Origin of the sequence: Verticiella sediminum (assembly GCF_007558815.1) — a bacterium.
Taxonomy (GTDB): Bacteria; Pseudomonadota; Gammaproteobacteria; order Burkholderiales; family Burkholderiaceae_B; genus Verticiella; species Verticiella sediminum.
This window is the reverse complement of record NZ_VLTJ01000039.1, coordinates 236,239-251,498: the sequence shown is the minus strand read 5'-3', so window position 1 is coordinate 251,498 and position 15,260 is coordinate 236,239. Positions and strand designations below refer to the sequence as shown.

The following is a 15,260-nucleotide window of genomic DNA, read 5'->3' as shown; positions in this document are numbered from 1 at the left end:
CTCAAGGACGGGGATCGGCAGGGCCGGCGCGCACGTCGTCGGCCGCCGGTCGGATTGGGGATGCGGGCTTGAAGCCCCAGAACCGGCTCGCGAGGTAGGTGATGGCCGGCATGACCGCCACCGAGATCACCACCGAAGGCACCGGCGCCAGCCGGCCGCTTTCGAGCAGCAGACTTAGGATCAGCGTATTGACCAGGAAGGCGCTGAACGAAATCGTGAGAAAGCGCTTGATCGCCCGCCGCGGGTCGCCCGGCATGCGAAAAGTCCAGAAGTAGTTGCCCGAGAAGGACAGGCAGAACGCCACCAGGAAGGCGCAGGTGTTGGCGGCGAGCGGGGGAACGGCGAACAGGGTGATCAGGCCCGAGGCCACCGCCAGATGCAGCGCCGTGGCGGACAGCCCGACAACGCCGAATCGCGCAGCCGTCCAGGCCTCGTGCCAGAGCCGGCGCAGCTCGAAGCGGCGGGCACGCCGCGCGCCGTGGCGCGTCTCGTCATGCGGCGGAGGAAGCGCCGCGTTCATGGCCGGGCCGTCCTGTCGCTCATGCCCCTTCCCCGCGCTGCAACGCTGCGTCGGCCTCGTACACGCGGCGCACGATGTAGATCGGCCGCCGTTTCGATTCGAGGTAGGTGCGCCCGAGGTACTCGCCGATCACGCCGATGCCGATGAGCTGCAGGCCACCGAGAAAGGTGACGGACACCATGATCGAGGCGTAGCCCGGCGCGTCGGCGCCGAAAAGCACCACGCGCAGGGCGATGATGAGCCCCACGATGAAGGACAGGCAGGACACGATGAAGCCGAGATAGGTCCAGATGCGCAGCGGGTCGGTGCTGAAGCTCGTCACCCCCTCGAGCGCGAAGTTCCAGAGCTTCCAGCTATTGAACTTGGTGGTGCCGGCCGCGCGTTCGGGCCGCACGTAATCGACCGTCGCTGTGCGAAAACCCACCCAGGCGAACACCCCCTTCATGAAGCGGCAGGACTCGGGCAGCGTCTTCAACGCCTCGACGACCTGGCGGTCCATCAAGCGGAAGTCGCCGACATTCTCCGGCAGCTTGGGCGTGGCGATACGGTTGTGCAGCCGGTAGAACCAGTTGGCGCTGGTGCGCTTGGCCCACACGTCGGACCGGCGATCGATGCGGTGGCCCAGCACCACCTCGTACCCCTCGCGCCACTTGGCGAGCATCTGCAGGATGAGTTCGGGTGGGTCCTGCAGGTCGACGTCGATGGGTACCACCACGTCCCCGCGGGCGGCGTGCAGGCCAGCCGTCAGCGCGGCCTCCTTGCCGAAATTGCGGCTGAGATCGACCACCCGCAAGCGTTCGTCGGCAGCCTGCGCCTCGAGCAGGCGCGCCAGCGTGGCATCGGTGCTGCCGTCGTTCACGAACACCACCTCCAGCCTTATCTCGGGGTGGGCAGCAAACACCGCATCCAGCCGATCGAGGAACAGGCCGATGCTGTCCTCTTCGTTGTAGACGGGCGCGACGAGCGACAGCGTAACCGGCTTCGACTCAGACGACATGGAAGAACTCCCGTGTGGAGGGGCCGCGGAAGGACCCTCTGAGCGGCACGCGACACAAAACCTGTAAGTTTAGCGCGGAAGTTCGGGATGGCCTGCGAGTGTCGGCCGTTTGGACCTGTCGGTCGAGGGATGGGTGGGAAACCAGGTTCTCACCCGCCGCCGAGGCCCCTCGCCACGACGGCGCGCCTGCGCCAGGCGCGATGCGTCAGCTCGCGCTGGTGGCCGCGTCGTTTGCGGCTGCGAGCGGCGCGACCGTCTTGGCGGCAGCCCGGCGCGCCGGCGCCTGAGTGAACGCCGCTTCGGCGCCCGCCGCCGCATCGCGCTCCTCGCCTTGGAGACGATTGAGCATCTGCATGAACTCGAGCGTCAGATGGCGCCGCCGTGCATCCAGGCCTTCGAATGCGCAGCGCAATTGCACCCACTCGCTGTTGTCCAGGGTGCGCCCGCGCGCATTGAGCGGAGAGCCGCCCGGCGCGCTCACCAGCGTGCGCGGCGGCTCGACGAGCGCATAGAGATCGGCGACAGTTACATCCATCGCTTTGGCAATGGCTTCCAGGCGGGGGATCGAAGGATTCTGCCGCCCGGTTTCGATGCGGGACAGGTTGCCGGGGTCGAAACCAGCATCCAGAGCCACCATCTCCAGCTTGAGCCGGAGTGTCTCGCGGGTATGCCTGATAGCGGCGCCTATGTGCATTCGTATCTCCATCGAGATGAAGCAGTCGTCAAGTTGTAACACGGTCGTTGATTAATGTCACAAAATAAATAAATATTTTTCTCGACGTATCACGGATGGATTGATCTGGATCAAGCCTCGCCCCCGTCTGGCATTGCGGGCCGCGCAAGCTCGGTCTGCGCGCGGAGGCGCAGGTGGGCTAGGCAAACAGGAATTTTCGGTGCTAGAATCTTCTCTTCTGTTTTTGGGGCGGTAGCTCAGCTGGGAGAGCGTCGCGTTCGCAATGCGAAGGTCGGGAGTTCGATCCTCCTCCGCTCCACCAAAATTCCCAGCAAACAAGGCACTGCGTCCAGCGACGCAGTGCCTTGTTTGCTTTGTGGGGCGGGTTTTGCCACAGCAGGTGTGACCTCACCCATGGGGCGACGTACAAGTGCGCCGATACCTCCCAGAACGGAAACGAGGCATTGCTCGCCTCGCAGCCCGTCAAGGAGCGCTCAAGGACATGAGTGCCCTCTACCCCGCGCTGCTTATGGCGCGCTGTGAGCCAGGATGCCCGGAACCGCCCATGGCAGTGCGGGCCTCAGCGACGCCCGGCGGGCTTCGCCGCCCGCCGGGCCGCCTGCTTGGCCGGGCGCACGTACAGCACGGCGCACGTGAAGAAGCCGCCCGCCAGCAGTAGCTCGCCCCAGGCGAGCGAGGCGGACACCGGGCTGGCGTCGCTCATGGCACGCACGGCGCCTTCCATGACATAGAGCAGAGCCAGCATCGCGGCCCATTGGTAGGTGTAGACGCGTCCGCGCAGCACGCCGCGCAGCGGCGCGAGCAAGGGTATGGCCTTGAGCACCAGCCAGGAGCCGCCCGGGCGCAACGGCGCGAACACCAGCTCCCAGGCCAGGCAGAGCAGAATAAGGGCGACCAGCAAGCCGGAGGCGGCCAGGCGTAGGCGGGGGTCCAGGCCGGCGCAGGGCGCGGGCGGGCTCGGGGCGGGGGTGCTCATGCTGCTATTATCGTCAGAGCACTCGCGCACCGCCAGCGCGGCGCTCCTATGCAATGAACCCAGCCGACCTGCCCGCCCGCGAAGGCGCACGCTCATCGTCCCAAGCATGTCCGCTGCGCAGTGCGCCGCCGCCATTCTGGCGTCGGCTGCCGCGTCGGGTGTGGTCGTACCGGCCCCGGGCCGTGGCGCGGCTGTTGCGCTTTTCCGCCACGCGGGCGGGCGAACAGCACGTGGGCCAGGTGGCCGCGGCGCTCACCTTCACCACGGTGCTCTCGCTGGTCCCGCTGCTCGCCGTGGTCTTCGCGCTCTTCACGGCCTTCCCGCTGTTCGCCCAGTTCCGCCTGGCGCTGGACGAGTTCATGGTGAAGAGCCTGATGCCCGTCACCGTGGCCGACACGGTCATGGGCTACCTCAACCAGTTCGCCAAGCAGGCTTCGCGGCTCTCCACGCTGGGCGGGATCTTCGTGTTCGTCACGGCGGTCTCGCTCATACTCACCATCGACAAGGCCTTCAACGACATCTGGCACGTCAGGCGCCAGCGCACGTTCGTGCAGCGCATGCTGGTCTATTGGGCGGTGCTGAGCCTGGGCCCGATCATGCTCGGGGCCAGCCTCTGGACCACGTCCTTTCTGGCCCGCGAATCCCTCGGGCTGGTCGGCGACCTCTCCGCGCTCGCGGGGCTAGCCCTCACCTTCGTGCCGATGCTGGTCACCGGCTTTTGCATCACCATCATCTTCCTGGTGGTGCCCAACCGCTACGTGGCCTGGCGCGACGCGCTGCTGGGCGGCTTCGGCACGGCCGTGGTGCTCGAACTCATGAAGACCGGGATGGCCTGGTATCTCACCCGGTTCCCGACCTACACGATGGTGTATGGCGCATTCGCCATCCTGCCGATCTTCCTGCTGTGGCTGTACCTGTCGTGGCTGGTGGTGCTCTTCGGCGCCACGGTGGCCGCGAGCATGCCCCTGGTGCGCCTGGGCCGGCGCGAGCCCAACCGCCGTCCCGGCGCGGCCTACCTGGACGCGCTCGCCGTGCTGAACGAGCTTACGGAGGCGCGCGGCAACGTGCCGCCGGGCCTGGCGATGCGAACCCTGGTGCACCGCCTGCACCTGAACCACGACGAACTCACCAGCGTGCTCGAGACTCTGGAGGGCATAGGCTACGTGGCCCGCCTGGGCGAAGGCGCGAAGGAGCGCTGGGCGCTGGTGTGCGATCCGGCCACCGCCACGCTGGGCCCGGTGTTCGACCGCCTGCTGCTCGACCGCGGCCAGCCCGGCTTCGCCGGCGACGAGGAGCTGCAGCGCATCGCCTACCAAGCGTGGCGGGGCGCGGCCGACGGCCGGCTGCCGACCATCGCCGAGGCCTTCGCCGAAGCGCCACCGGCCTTGCCGCGTGGGGATAGAATGACGAAAGTGCACGGGACGCTGCCCGTGCCGGGAGACGACCATGTTGAAAGTTCAGGAAATCCTTCGCGTCAAGGGTGACGCGCTCTACACCGCCAGCCCGGACATGCCGATCCGCCAGGCCGTGGACACCATGGCCACCCACGACATCGGGTCGCTGGTCATCATGGAATTCGGCCAACTGGCCGGCATGGTGACCTTCCGCGAGATCATCCGCCACATGCAGCGCTGTGAGTGCATGATCGGGCCGGACAACACGATCCGCTCGATCATGGACGATGCGCCGGTGAGCGTCTCGCCCAACACCGACATCGACGAAGTGCGCCGGCTGATGCTGCAGCGGCACGCGCGCTACCTGCCGGTGATGGACGGCCCCACCCTGCTCGGCGTGATCTCGTTCTATGACGTGGCGCGCGCCGTGGTCGATGCGCAGGAGTTCGAGAACAACATGCTCAAGGCCTACATCCGCGACTGGCCGACCGACACCGCGGCGCAAGGCTGAGTACAGCGCCCGGATTCACGCCGCAAGCCGCTCGGGCCGCACTTCGCGCCACGCGGTTTCGATCAGGCCGGGGTCGTTTTCGGCCAGCTTGCGGGTGTCCGACAAAAGGCGGCGCCAGGCGCGCGCGCCGGCACGGCCGTTGCCCAGGCCCAGCATGGGTTTGACGATGCAGCGCAGCGGCGTGCCCCGCGCAAGCTCGCGCTCCGCATAGCGCGCCATCCGCGCGACGATTTCCCCATCGTCCAGCACGGCGGTGTCCGGCCAGAAGGCAGCGGCCACCTCGGCCAGCACGCGCGGCCGATGCCAGGCTTCACGGCCGATCATCACGCCATCCAGGGCAGATTCGCCCTGGAGCGCGGCCACGCTGGTCGCGACATCCGCGATACCGCCGTTCAGCACCAGCGTCAATTGCGGGAAATCCGCCTTGAGCTGCCGCGCCACCTCGTAGCGCAACGGCGGGATCTCGCGATTTTCCTTCGGCGACAACCCCTTCAGCACGGCATTGCGCGCGTGCACGATGAAAACCTCGCACCCGGCATCGGCCAGCGTACCGACGAAGTCGCGCACGAAGCCGTAGGAATCGCCGTGGTCCAGGCCGATACGGTGCTTGACGGTCACGGGAACGTCCACCACGTCGCGCATGGCCTTGACGCAATCGGCGACCAGCCCGGGCTCGGCCATCAGACAGGCGCCGAAGGCCCCGCGCTGCACGCGCTCCGATGGGCAGCCGCAGTTCAGGTTGATCTCGTCATAGCCCCATTGCGCACCCAGGCGCGCGGCCGCGGCGAGGTCGGCAGGCTCGCTGCCGCCCAGTTGCAGGGCCACCGGGTGCTCGGCCGGATCGAAATCCAGGTGGCGCGCCGCATCGCCGCGCAGCACCGCGCCCGTCGTCACCATCTCGGTGTAGAGCCGCGCCTGCGGCGCATACAGGCGGTGCAGGTAGCGGCAGTGGCGATCGGTCCAGTCGAGCATGGGCGCAACCGTGAGCGCCCACGGCGAAGCGGGAGTAAAGGCAGACATGGGATCGGAGAAAAGTGGCAAGCGCCATTTTAGCGGCTTGCCCGCGACGCGCCGCCCGGTGGCCGCACTCGACGGAGCAGTCGGGATTACAGGTCAAGCACCAGCGTCGTCGACCTGGACCGCGCGAGTAGAAGTGTCTCTGAGTCGAAAGGTCTCCAGTTGCGCGACGAACGCTGCCCGCTACGATATGACACCCGTGCCCGCCATGGTGGCGCGCACGACGCTTCGAGGAATCGATCATGAAAATCAGCGCCCGCAACATGTTGGCAGGCAAGATCACCGCCATCACACGTGGCCCGGTGACGACCGAAGTCACACTGGAAATCGCCCCCGGCGTGGAAATCACGTCCACCATCACGACCAAGTCTGCGGAATCGATGCAGCTCCAGGAAGGAAACCGGGCCTACGGCGTCATCAAGGCCTCCAGCGTCATGGTCGCGATCGACTGACCACGGGCCAAAGCGCCAGCTATCGTGTCACCGCGCCGCGCCGACACCCAGGGAACTACGAATTGAGGCACGTTGCAGACCTGGGTTAACCTCGGCTCGCTCTCGCCGGCGTGAGGCGTTGGCAGGCTTGCAGGCACGGCCTGCGTAGCGGCGCCAGCCGGACATGCAGCACGGGTCGGCAAGCGCCACCCATCACGAAAATAAGCCCGGGTCATATTAACCCGCAACAGGAGACATCGCATATGAGCGTGGAGCACGACACCGTGGGCGATGGGCCCGCGACAAAGAACCATCCGGATATCGCCGCGCTGATCGAACTGATCGCCAACACCGAGAGTCTGGCGATAGGTGAGCCCGACGAGGGCTCGGAACCTGGCAGCTCGTACGTCATCGTCGCCGCCATGGACCGCGAGATCATGTTTACGTTCACCAGAGCCGAGGATGGAAGCTACGTGATGACCTGCAACCGTTGACGTCCGGCAGCCCGGCCCCCCGGAATCGACCGCCCGCCGGGCACCGGGCTTCTGGCACACGTTGCGGCTAAAAGCGTCGCAGACGCTCTGGACCTTGCACTAAGATCGCCGCTCAAGGCTCTTGCAGCAAGGAGGGGTGGCATGTTCTCGATTGGCGACGTGGTGCGGCTGCGCAGCGGGGGCACCACGATGACGGTGGCTCAGGATGACTCCGTGGCCAGATCGGTCCGGTGTATCTGGATGGACCAAGCGGGGAGGTGCTGCGAGAAGGACTTTCCTCATGCTGTGCTGGAGCGTGCGCAGGCGGAATCGATGGAAAGCCGCCTCAACGGCACCTGGGTGCACGACGGCAGTCGACATCTCGACCAGACAGGCCTCGCGGGCCAGGGTTTCGATGGGGTCATCGACCCGCCCGGCGAATGGGCGGATATTCCGCAACAGAGCGAAGAAGCGCCGTCCCTGGGCGGTGCAGCCGGACCGATGAACGCGCAGGCGCTTGCTATCGCCAAGCGGCTCAACGCGTTGCACGGTATGGGCGGAGCCGGGTTGCTTGACTTCGCCATGTCCTACGCCGGAGCCCAGGCACGATCTATCGATGCCCCACTGTACGACCAGGAATTGCTGGTTACGGATTTTGGCGCCGTGGGGAACGATGAGGGGCATGACGACACTCCTGGGTTCCTGGCCGCTTTGGAGGTTGCCCAAATCCGTGGCGGGGCGCGCGTGGTCGTTCCGGCAGGCCGAACATATTGGGTGAACGGCGGCGTGATCCGGGTGAAGGGTTCCCGAGTGTATGTGGTTGCCGAAGGCGCAATTGTGAAGATGCGCCCCAGCCCGAACGAGAATCAGGGCGCCTTGATTACCCTCGGCCATTACGGGGATGCCCTCGTGCGTGGGACCCTCCATGATGTCGGCATCATAGGCGGGACCTTCGACGGCAACGGCGAAAACCAAAAGCAGGGCACGGATCTCAACCAGGACGGCGACAATTCCGGGATCCGAATCGAGGATGTGGTCCGAGCCCATATCGTCGGATGTGTGGTCCGGAACTGCGACGGCTACGGGATTTCTTCGGTCGGCACCTTTCTGCCCCATCGATCCGAACTCGTCATCGAAAGGTGCGGTGCCATCCATAACCATTACGATGGTTTCGATATCAAAGGCGGCCTGCAGAACTATTCGCTGATTTCATGCTGGTCAGAAGGCAATGGCTTCGGACCGATTCCCAACCGGGGCGGCATGGGCTTCGATCTGCGGGGGGATGATGCGGTCATCCTCGGGTGCGTTGCCGGGAAGACGCATCCCAACGGTTCGGGAAACTTCCGGATTCGGGAAAATGCCGGAGACAACATCGTCCTGATCGGGTGCAGTAGCTACAACGCGCCGGCGGGAAGCTACGGATATAACGTAATCGGCTCCAACACCGGAACCTACGTTATGCAGGCATGCCTGTCCTATCGCGACGAGTGCGCACTCAAACATTCTCGGGGCCGTCTCGTGGTCGTTGGCGGAAGCTTTCTCGATTCCGCGATCTATACGGTATTTCAAAGCCCTTCCAGTCAGACAGTGGGCACCACCGCGGCCGATGTCACCCCGGCATCGGGACCGATCTCCGTCGCCATCACCGATGGTCGCCACATCGACTGCGGCCCAAGAAACTACGTGACGATATCCGGTGGTGGCAGCCACATCCGCATGTTTGTCGAGTCGATCGACACGGCAACGGGCTCTCTCGTGGGTACGGTCGTGCAAGCATCCGGTTCCAACGCGATCCCGGCTGGGTCGGTGCCCATGATAGACAACCTCGGATCGCTGCTCCTGTTCGGCACCCGGATAGCGCGCTCCCGGCAGGATGGAATACGCATCACCCAGAGCCCGTATCACTCGGAATTTCATGGCGTCCTCGTCCAGGCGTGTGCCCGCCATGGCATCCTCAATCTCGGCGCAGATATGAAAGTATTCGGCGGGGAGATCATCAACAACGGCCAGGCACAACTGGGGCGCGGCGTGGTGTTTCAAGACTCCGACAAGGATGCGCAGATCATAGGGGCGACCCTGGGCGACACGCAATCAGCCCCGACGCAGGCACAAGGCATCCAGTTCTCCGGGACTGTCTCCGGCACGGGTTCCGTCGCGCAGTGCAGATTTGTCGGGGTTCCGCCCATCCAAGGCGTAGTTCCCGCAGCGTGGGAATTCTCAGGGAACCAAGGTTACAGGCGCACAGGATTTGCCGTCAGCAACGAGTTCCCGGTGACCGCGGTCGGCGTTCAGGCGATCTCCATCAGTCATGGGCTGGACACCACGCCTGAGCGGGAAACCGTATCTGTCAGCATTCTTCGTGAAGGCGGCGTCGTCAACTACGAGCTGGATCCCCCCATCGTCATCGCGACGACATCCACGACGGTGTCCGTTTCAGTGAATGTCAGAACGGCTGCGCCGACTCCCGGTACTGTTGCCCGAATCGCGATCAGGGCTGGACGCATATAGGGCGTCCAGCCGCCGCCCAGCAAGGATTGCCACTCGACCGACCTACAACGCCGGGCAGATGACGACCTTCTCGCCGGCGGCGTAGCAGCCGGCGGGCGCGGGTGCCGCAGGGACATGGCCGCCCGTCTGCACCGCAGCCGGCGCGGCCGGCCCGCCATAGGCATCGCACGGCTCGCCGGGCGCTACCTCCAGGCAGGCCGCCTGCCGCCGCTGGCGATCGGTGGCGGCCTCGTCCAGGATGACGCCCCGGGCGTCGAGCACCTGGCGGAAGCGGCCGTCCGGGCCGAAGGCGAGCAGCACCGAGCGCGAGGCATGACTGTCGACCGGCCCGCGCAGGCCGGCATACCACAGCGCCTGCACGGCGCCATTGGCGGCGGCGTAGGTTTGCGTGGGCGACGCCTTCAGGAGCACCCGGGCTTCGCCCAGCGTGCTCTCGCCTGGCACCAGGCCGGCGACGCCGGCAGGGTCGAAGCCCTGGCCGACGGTGGCGCAGCCGGCCACGACGAGTCCGGCCGACAGCAGGGAAAGCAAACGCAGCATGGGCAGAGGCGGCATCGAGCGGAAAAACCTGAAGAGAGACACGCCGCCCTGCGGGCGGTACGGGACGATCGTGGATTATGCAGGGCGGCGGCGAACGGCGATGCCGGTAGCTCGCAGGGTTTTCGCCCGGATTTCCGCGGTTCGGACGGCATGTCCGGCCGCACGGAAATGGAGCGACCCGCACCGTGCACGCGCAATCCATCGCACCATGACGATGCGCACCACCGTGACCAGCCGTCATGATGCACCCCGGCGGTGCCTGGCCGGGCGCAGACAGGCGCCTGCGCTCTTGCGGCGGCCGCTTTTTGGTGCCCGCGGGGTCAGGCACCGCAGGACAAATGGCACGGTGTTTGCATGAATGACATAAGCGCTTGCATTCGCTTGCGTTTCCCTTTCCCAGAGGATCGATCATGCAAAGACGTACCCTGCTGAAGCTGGCGACGCTGGCGGGCGGCGCGGCGCTTGCCGGCCGCGTGCCGCTGGCCTTCGCCCAGGACAAGACGCCCATCAAAGTCGGCATCCTTCACTCGCTGTCGGGGACCATGGCCATCTCCGAGACGTCGCTGAAGGACGTGGCCCTGATGACGATCGCCGAAATCAACGCCAACGGCGGTGTGATGGGCCGCCCGCTCGAGGCGGTGGTGGTCGATCCTGCCTCCAACTGGCCGCTGTTCGCCGAACGCGCCCGCCAACTGCTCACCCAGGACAAGGTCGCCGCCGTGTTCGGCTGCTGGACCTCGGTCTCGCGCAAATCGGTGCTGCCGGTATTCGAGGAGCTCAACGGCCTGCTCTTCTATCCGGTGCAGTACGAAGGCGAGGAGATGTCGCCCAACGTGTTCTACACGGGCGCCGCACCCAACCAGCAGGCCATCCCGGCCGTCGAGTACCTGCTCTCGGAAGAAGGCGGCGGCGCCAAGCGCATCTTCCTGCTCGGTACCGACTACGTGTATCCGCGCACCACCAACCAGATCCTGCGCGCCTTCCTGCACAGCAAGGGCATCCAGGACAGCGACATCGAAGAGGTCTACACGCCCTTCGGCCACGCCGACTACCAGACCATCGTCGCCAACATCCGCAAGTTCTCGCAAGGCGGCAAGACCGCCGTGGTGTCCACCATCAACGGCGACTCCAACGTGCCCTTCTATCGTGAACTCGGCAACCAGGGCCTGAGCGCACAGGACGTGCCGGTGGTCGCCTTCTCGGTGGGCGAAGAAGAGCTGCGCGGCATCGATACCAAACCCCTGGTCGGCCACCTCGCCGCCTGGAACTACTTCATGTCGGTGGACAACCCCACCAACACCACCTTCAAGAAGTCCTGGTCCGACTACGTCAAGTCGGCCAACCTGCCGGGCGGCGACGACCGGGTCACCAACGACCCCATGGAAGCCACCTGGGTCGGCATGCAGCTCTGGAAGCAGGCCGTGGAGAAGGCCAAGAGCACGGATGTGGACGAGGTGCGCAAGGCGATCGTCGGCGAGAGCGTGGACGCCCCGTCCGGTTTCAAGCTTACGATGGATGGCAACCACCACCTGCACAAGCCGGTGATGATCGGCGAGATCCGCGACGACGGCCAGTTCGACGTGGTGTGGAGCACGCCGGAAGTCGTGCGCGCCCAGCCCTGGAGCCCCTACATCCCGGGCAACGAGAAGAAGCCGGACGTCGTGTCCTGAGCCTGCCTTGCCTCGCGGGCGCCTCGCCGGGCGCCCGCCCCTTTCCCGTTCGTGCGGAGCCCGAATGAAGACCTGCCCTCCATCTGCGCGGCGGCCGCTATGCCACACTCTGCTGTGCGCCCTGCTGGTCTGGCTGAGCCTGGTCGCCACGCCGGCCATGGCGCTGGAACCCGGCGTCGCCGAGGCGCTCGGCGACAACAATTTCTCGCGCCGCTCGCAGGCCGTCGCCGACATCATCGCGGCCACGGCCCAGGGTGATGCCGAAGCCCGCGAGCTGCTCGTCGCGCTGTCGGCCAACAAGGTGCCGAACGCCCGCTTGAACAATCAACTGCGCAGCCGCATCTCGGCCGCCGCCGCCGTGCTCGCGCTGGAATCGCCGAATCGCGCCGAGCGCGCCCGCGCCGTCGATGCGCTGCTCGCCTCGCCGCCGCCGCCGACCATGATTCCCCTGGTCGACGCGCTCGTCGCCAAGGAGCAGGACAGCGCGCTGCAGGAGCGCATGGCCCTGCTCTCGGCCCTGATCGCGCTCGACGCGGACGACCCCGCGCTGCGCGCCCAGGCCGCCGAGCGCATCGGCGCCACCGCCGATCCGCGCTATCGCCCGCGCCTGCTGCCCCTGGCCGCGCCCGACGTGGACCCGGTGGTGCGCAGCGCGGCGCAGGATGCACTCGCCAGACTGGATGCGGCCGAACGCACGGCGCGGCAGGTCGGCACGCTCTTCGCCGGCATCAGCCTGGGCAGCGTGCTGCTGCTGGCCGCGCTCGGCCTGGCCATCACCTACGGCCTGATCGGCGTCATCAACATGGCGCACGGCGAGTTCCTGATGATCGGCGCCTACGCCACCTTCGTCGTGCAGAACCTGTTCCGACAATACCTGCCCGGTGCCTTCGACTGGTACCTGCTGGCCGCGGTGCCGGTGGCCTTCGTCACCGCCGCCCTGGTCGGCGTGGTGCTCGAGCGCCTGGTCATCCGCCATCTCTACGGGCGTCCGCTCGAGACCCTGCTCACCACTTTCGGGATCAGCCTGCTGCTGATGCAGAGCGTGCGCATGCTCTTCGGCGCGCAGAACGTGGAAGTCATGAACCCGTCCTGGATGAGCGGCGGCATCTCGGTCATGCCCGGCCTGCTGCTGCCCTGGAACCGCATCGTCATCATCGGCTTCGCGATCGCCGTGGTGCTGTGCGCCTGGCTGGTGCTCACGCGCACCCGGCTCGGCCTGTTCATCCGCGCAGTCACGCAGAACCGCACCATGGCCGCCTGCGCCGGCGTGCCGACCAACCGCGTCGACACCCAGGCCTTCGCCTTCGGCGCGGGCATCGCGGGTCTGGGCGGCTGCGCACTGGCGCAGATCGGCAACGTCGGGCCCGATCTGGGCCAGACCTACATCATCGACTCCTTCATGGTCGTGGTGCTGGGCGGCGTGGGCCAGCTCGCGGGCGCGGTCGTCGGCGCCTTCGGCCTGGGCATCGTGAGCAAGATCGTCGAACCCTTCTGGGGCGCGGTGCTCGCCAAGATCGCCGTGCTGCTGCTCATCATCCTGTTCATCCAGAAGCGTCCGCAGGGTCTGTTCGCCCTCAAGGGCCGTAGCGTGGAGGCGTAATGGCTGCTGTTCCCATGAACGAGACGCTGGCTTCCACCGGCACGCAGGCGCCGGACGAGCCGCTGCTCAAGCGCAACTGGGCGATCGGCCTGGGCCTGCTCTGCCTCGCGGTGTTCGTGCTGGTCCCGGTGGGCGCGCTGGTGTTGCCCGCCGGCCATGCGCTGCACCTCTCGGACTACGCCCTCACGCTCACCGGCAAGATCCTGTGCTATGCCGTGGCCGCGCTCGCGCTCGGCCTGGTGTGGGGCTATTGCGGCATCCTCAGCCTGGGCCATGCCCTCTTCTTCGCGCTGGGCGGCTACGCCTTCGGCATGTACCTCATGCGCGAAGCCTCGGGCAACGGCCTGCCGCCCTTCATGACCTTCCTGAGCTGGACCGAGCTGCCCTGGTACTGGTGGGGCACCAGCAGCTTTCTGTGGGCGATGGTGCTGGTTGTGCTGGTGCCCGGCCTGCTCGCCCTGGTGTTCGGCTACTTCACCTTCCGCTCGCGCGTGAAAGGGGTGTACCTGTCCATCATCACCCAGGCGCTGACCTTCGCCGCGATGCTGCTCTTCTTTCGCAACGAAACGGGCTTCGGCGGCAACAACGGCTTCACCGGCTTCACCACCATTCTGGGCTATCCGATCGCCTCCAGCACCACGCGCGTCGCCCTGCTGCTGGCAAGCTTCAGCCTGCTCGTGATCGCCTTCCTGGCCTGCCGCGCCCTGGTCGGCTCGCGCTACGGTCAGGTGCTCACCGCCATCCGGGACGCCGAGACCCGCACCATGTTCCTGGGCTACCGGCCGCTGGGCTACAAGCTCTTCGCCTGGACCCTCTCGGCCGTGCTGTGCGGGCTCGCAGGGGCGCTCTACGTGCCGCAGGTCGGCATCATCAACCCGAGCGAAATGGCGCCGGTGAACTCCATCGAGATGGCCATCTGGGTCGCGGTGGGCGGGCGCGGCACACTGCTCGGCCCCATCATCGGCGCCATCGGCGTCAACGGCGCGAAGACGCTCTTCACCACCTGGTTCGCCCAGTACTGGCTGTTCTTCCTCGGCGCCATCTTCGTGCTCGCCCCCCTGCTGCTGCCGCGCGGCATCATCGGGCTGTTCGGGAGGAAGTAATCGATGAGCGCCAATCTCGGCATCCACAGCGACGCGGGCCTCGGCCACCTCTACGAACGCGGCAAGATCGACGTCAGCCACGGCCAGATCCTCTACCTGGAGGACGTGCAGGTCAGCTTCGACGGCTTCAAGGCCCTGCGCGGCCTGTCGCTGACCATCGAGGACAACGAACTGCGCTGCATCATCGGCCCCAACGGCGCCGGCAAGACCACCATGATGGACGTCGTCACCGGCAAGACGCGCCCCGACGCCGGCACGGTCTTCCTGGGCCAGACGATGGATCTCACCCGCATGGACGAGGCGGCCATCGCGCAAGCCGGCGTCGGCCGCAAGTTCCAGAAGCCCACCGTGTTCGAGAACCACACGGTGTGGCAGAACCTGGACCTCGCCCGCGCCACCGACAAGCGCTGGTTCAAGTCCCTGCGCGCCAGGCCGTCGGCGCAGGCGATCGGCGCGATAGAGGCCACGCTCGAACGCACCGCGCTCACCGACGTGGTGCAGCGGCCGGCCGGCGAGCTTTCGCATGGCCAGAAGCAACGCCTGGAGATCGGCATGCTGCTCATGCAGGAGCCGCGGCTGCTGCTGCTGGACGAACCCGCCGCCGGCATCAGCGACGACGAGACCATGCAGCTCGCCGAGCTGCTCAACAGCCTGCGCGGCAGTTGCTCGATGCTGGTGGTCGAGCACGACATGGCCTTCGTGGCGGCCCTGGCGGGCGAGAGCGGCCGCGTGACCGTGCTTGCCGAAGGCAGCGTGCTCGCCGAGGGCACGCTCGCGCAGGTCCAGTCGGACGAGCGCGTGATCGAATCGTATCTGGGACGCTAAC

The 15,260-nt window shown here is 66.6% G+C and carries 15 protein-coding genes and 1 tRNA gene; 10 read left to right on the top strand and 6 right to left on the bottom strand.

The features are described from left to right. Position 1: 1 nt before the first annotated feature. The 3 genes from FOZ76_RS20675 to FOZ76_RS20665 all read right to left on the bottom strand — a co-directional run bounded on the left by FOZ76_RS20675 (position 2) and on the right by FOZ76_RS20665 (position 2,211). The gene (locus tag FOZ76_RS20675) at positions 2-520 is read right to left on the bottom strand and encodes a GtrA family protein (protein WP_143950167.1); all 519 of its coding nucleotides are present in this window, start codon (positions 518-520) and stop codon (positions 2-4) included. A 19-nt stretch (positions 521-539) separates the two neighbouring features. Continuing rightward, positions 540-1,517 (bottom strand): glycosyltransferase family 2 protein, encoded by a 978-nt coding sequence (locus FOZ76_RS20670; protein ID WP_143950166.1) that lies wholly within the window; start codon positions 1,515-1,517, stop codon positions 540-542. A 205-nt stretch (positions 1,518-1,722) separates the two neighbouring features. Beyond that, entirely contained in the window at positions 1,723-2,211 is a 489-nt protein-coding gene (locus FOZ76_RS20665; RefSeq protein WP_170235560.1) for a helix-turn-helix domain-containing protein, read from the bottom strand. Positions 2,212-2,436: 225 nt separating this feature from the next. Between FOZ76_RS20665 and FOZ76_RS20660 the strand changes: the two genes are divergently transcribed. Further along, positions 2,437-2,512: transfer RNA gene (locus FOZ76_RS20660), tRNA-Ala, on the top strand. 258 nt (positions 2,513-2,770) lie between these two features. Here the strand turns inward: FOZ76_RS20660 and FOZ76_RS20655 are convergent. Next, positions 2,771-3,187, bottom strand: a complete 417-nt coding sequence (locus FOZ76_RS20655; RefSeq protein WP_143950164.1) for a DUF2069 domain-containing protein — start codon at positions 3,185-3,187, stop codon at positions 2,771-2,773. 53 nt (positions 3,188-3,240) lie between these two features. Here FOZ76_RS20655 and FOZ76_RS20650 point away from each other — a divergent pair, with 53 nt between their 5' ends. Both FOZ76_RS20650 and FOZ76_RS20645 read left to right on the top strand, forming a co-directional pair. Beyond that, positions 3,241-4,671, top strand: a complete 1,431-nt coding sequence (locus FOZ76_RS20650; protein ID WP_143950163.1) for a YihY family inner membrane protein — start codon at positions 3,241-3,243, stop codon at positions 4,669-4,671. After that, entirely contained in the window at positions 4,634-5,092 is a 459-nt protein-coding gene (locus tag FOZ76_RS20645; protein ID WP_143950162.1) for a CBS domain-containing protein, read from the top strand. The genes FOZ76_RS20650 and FOZ76_RS20645 overlap by 38 nt, the downstream gene beginning before the upstream one ends. A 15-nt stretch (positions 5,093-5,107) precedes the next feature. On the opposite strand, the gene dusA is transcribed toward FOZ76_RS20645, so the two are convergent. Continuing rightward, positions 5,108-6,112, bottom strand: coding sequence for a tRNA dihydrouridine(20/20a) synthase DusA (gene dusA, locus FOZ76_RS20640; RefSeq protein ID WP_143950161.1), 1,005 nt, complete (start codon positions 6,110-6,112; stop codon positions 5,108-5,110). Between the two features lie 239 nt (positions 6,113-6,351). Between dusA and FOZ76_RS20635 the strand changes: the two genes are divergently transcribed. The 3 genes from FOZ76_RS20635 to FOZ76_RS20625 all read left to right on the top strand — a co-directional run bounded on the left by FOZ76_RS20635 (position 6,352) and on the right by FOZ76_RS20625 (position 9,521). After that, entirely contained in the window at positions 6,352-6,561 is a 210-nt protein-coding gene (locus FOZ76_RS20635; protein WP_143950160.1) for a TOBE domain-containing protein, read from the top strand. 242 nt (positions 6,562-6,803) lie between these two features. Then, a complete protein-coding gene (locus tag FOZ76_RS20630; RefSeq protein ID WP_143950159.1) occupies positions 6,804-7,034 on the top strand; it encodes a hypothetical protein in 231 nt (76 codons plus the stop codon). Positions 7,035-7,175: 141 nt separating this feature from the next. After that, positions 7,176-9,521, top strand: a complete 2,346-nt coding sequence (locus tag FOZ76_RS20625; RefSeq protein ID WP_143950158.1) for a DUF2158 domain-containing protein — start codon at positions 7,176-7,178, stop codon at positions 9,519-9,521. A gap of 42 nt (positions 9,522-9,563) precedes the next feature. On the opposite strand, the gene FOZ76_RS20620 is transcribed toward FOZ76_RS20625, so the two are convergent. Beyond that, complete coding sequence (locus FOZ76_RS20620; protein ID WP_143950157.1) at positions 9,564-10,076, bottom strand: hypothetical protein; 513 nt, start codon at positions 10,074-10,076, stop codon at positions 9,564-9,566. 395 nt (positions 10,077-10,471) lie between these two features. On the opposite strand from FOZ76_RS20620, the gene urtA reads away from it, so the two are divergent. The 4 genes from urtA to urtD all read left to right on the top strand — a co-directional run bounded on the left by urtA (position 10,472) and on the right by urtD (position 15,259). After that, a complete protein-coding gene (gene urtA / locus FOZ76_RS20615; protein ID WP_143950156.1) occupies positions 10,472-11,731 on the top strand; it encodes an urea ABC transporter substrate-binding protein in 1,260 nt (419 codons plus the stop codon). Positions 11,732-11,795: 64 nt separating this feature from the next. After that, complete coding sequence (gene urtB / locus FOZ76_RS20610; protein ID WP_143950155.1) at positions 11,796-13,331, top strand: urea ABC transporter permease subunit UrtB; 1,536 nt, start codon at positions 11,796-11,798, stop codon at positions 13,329-13,331. Further along, positions 13,331-14,434, top strand: coding sequence for an urea ABC transporter permease subunit UrtC (gene urtC, locus FOZ76_RS20605; RefSeq protein WP_143950154.1), 1,104 nt, complete (start codon positions 13,331-13,333; stop codon positions 14,432-14,434). The genes urtB and urtC overlap by 1 nt, the downstream gene beginning before the upstream one ends. Positions 14,435-14,437: 3 nt before the next feature. After that, positions 14,438-15,259 carry an urea ABC transporter ATP-binding protein UrtD gene (gene urtD, locus FOZ76_RS20600; protein ID WP_143950153.1) on the top strand — a complete coding sequence of 274 codons (822 nt, stop codon included), beginning with the start codon at positions 14,438-14,440 and terminating at the stop codon, positions 15,257-15,259. Position 15,260 lies beyond the last annotated feature (1 nt).

Coding starts and splice junctions, on each gene's coding strand:
- FOZ76_RS20675 (WP_143950167.1), bottom strand. CDS start 520: ATGAACGCGGCGCTTCCTCCGCCGCATGACGAGACGCGCCACGGCGCG.
- FOZ76_RS20670 (WP_143950166.1), bottom strand. CDS start 1,517: ATGTCGTCTGAGTCGAAGCCGGTTACGCTGTCGCTCGTCGCGCCCGTC.
- FOZ76_RS20665 (WP_170235560.1), bottom strand. CDS start 2,211: ATGCACATAGGCGCCGCTATCAGGCATACCCGCGAGACACTCCGGCTC.
- FOZ76_RS20655 (WP_143950164.1), bottom strand. CDS start 3,187: ATGAGCACCCCCGCCCCGAGCCCGCCCGCGCCCTGCGCCGGCCTGGAC.
- FOZ76_RS20650 (WP_143950163.1), top strand. CDS start 3,241: ATGAACCCAGCCGACCTGCCCGCCCGCGAAGGCGCACGCTCATCGTCC.
- FOZ76_RS20645 (WP_143950162.1), top strand. CDS start 4,634: ATGTTGAAAGTTCAGGAAATCCTTCGCGTCAAGGGTGACGCGCTCTAC.
- dusA (WP_143950161.1), bottom strand. CDS start 6,112: ATGTCTGCCTTTACTCCCGCTTCGCCGTGGGCGCTCACGGTTGCGCCC.
- FOZ76_RS20635 (WP_143950160.1), top strand. CDS start 6,352: ATGAAAATCAGCGCCCGCAACATGTTGGCAGGCAAGATCACCGCCATC.
- FOZ76_RS20630 (WP_143950159.1), top strand. CDS start 6,804: ATGAGCGTGGAGCACGACACCGTGGGCGATGGGCCCGCGACAAAGAAC.
- FOZ76_RS20625 (WP_143950158.1), top strand. CDS start 7,176: ATGTTCTCGATTGGCGACGTGGTGCGGCTGCGCAGCGGGGGCACCACG.
- FOZ76_RS20620 (WP_143950157.1), bottom strand. CDS start 10,076: ATGCCGCCTCTGCCCATGCTGCGTTTGCTTTCCCTGCTGTCGGCCGGA.
- urtA (WP_143950156.1), top strand. CDS start 10,472: ATGCAAAGACGTACCCTGCTGAAGCTGGCGACGCTGGCGGGCGGCGCG.
- urtB (WP_143950155.1), top strand. CDS start 11,796: ATGAAGACCTGCCCTCCATCTGCGCGGCGGCCGCTATGCCACACTCTG.
- urtC (WP_143950154.1), top strand. CDS start 13,331: ATGGCTGCTGTTCCCATGAACGAGACGCTGGCTTCCACCGGCACGCAG.
- urtD (WP_143950153.1), top strand. CDS start 14,438: ATGAGCGCCAATCTCGGCATCCACAGCGACGCGGGCCTCGGCCACCTC.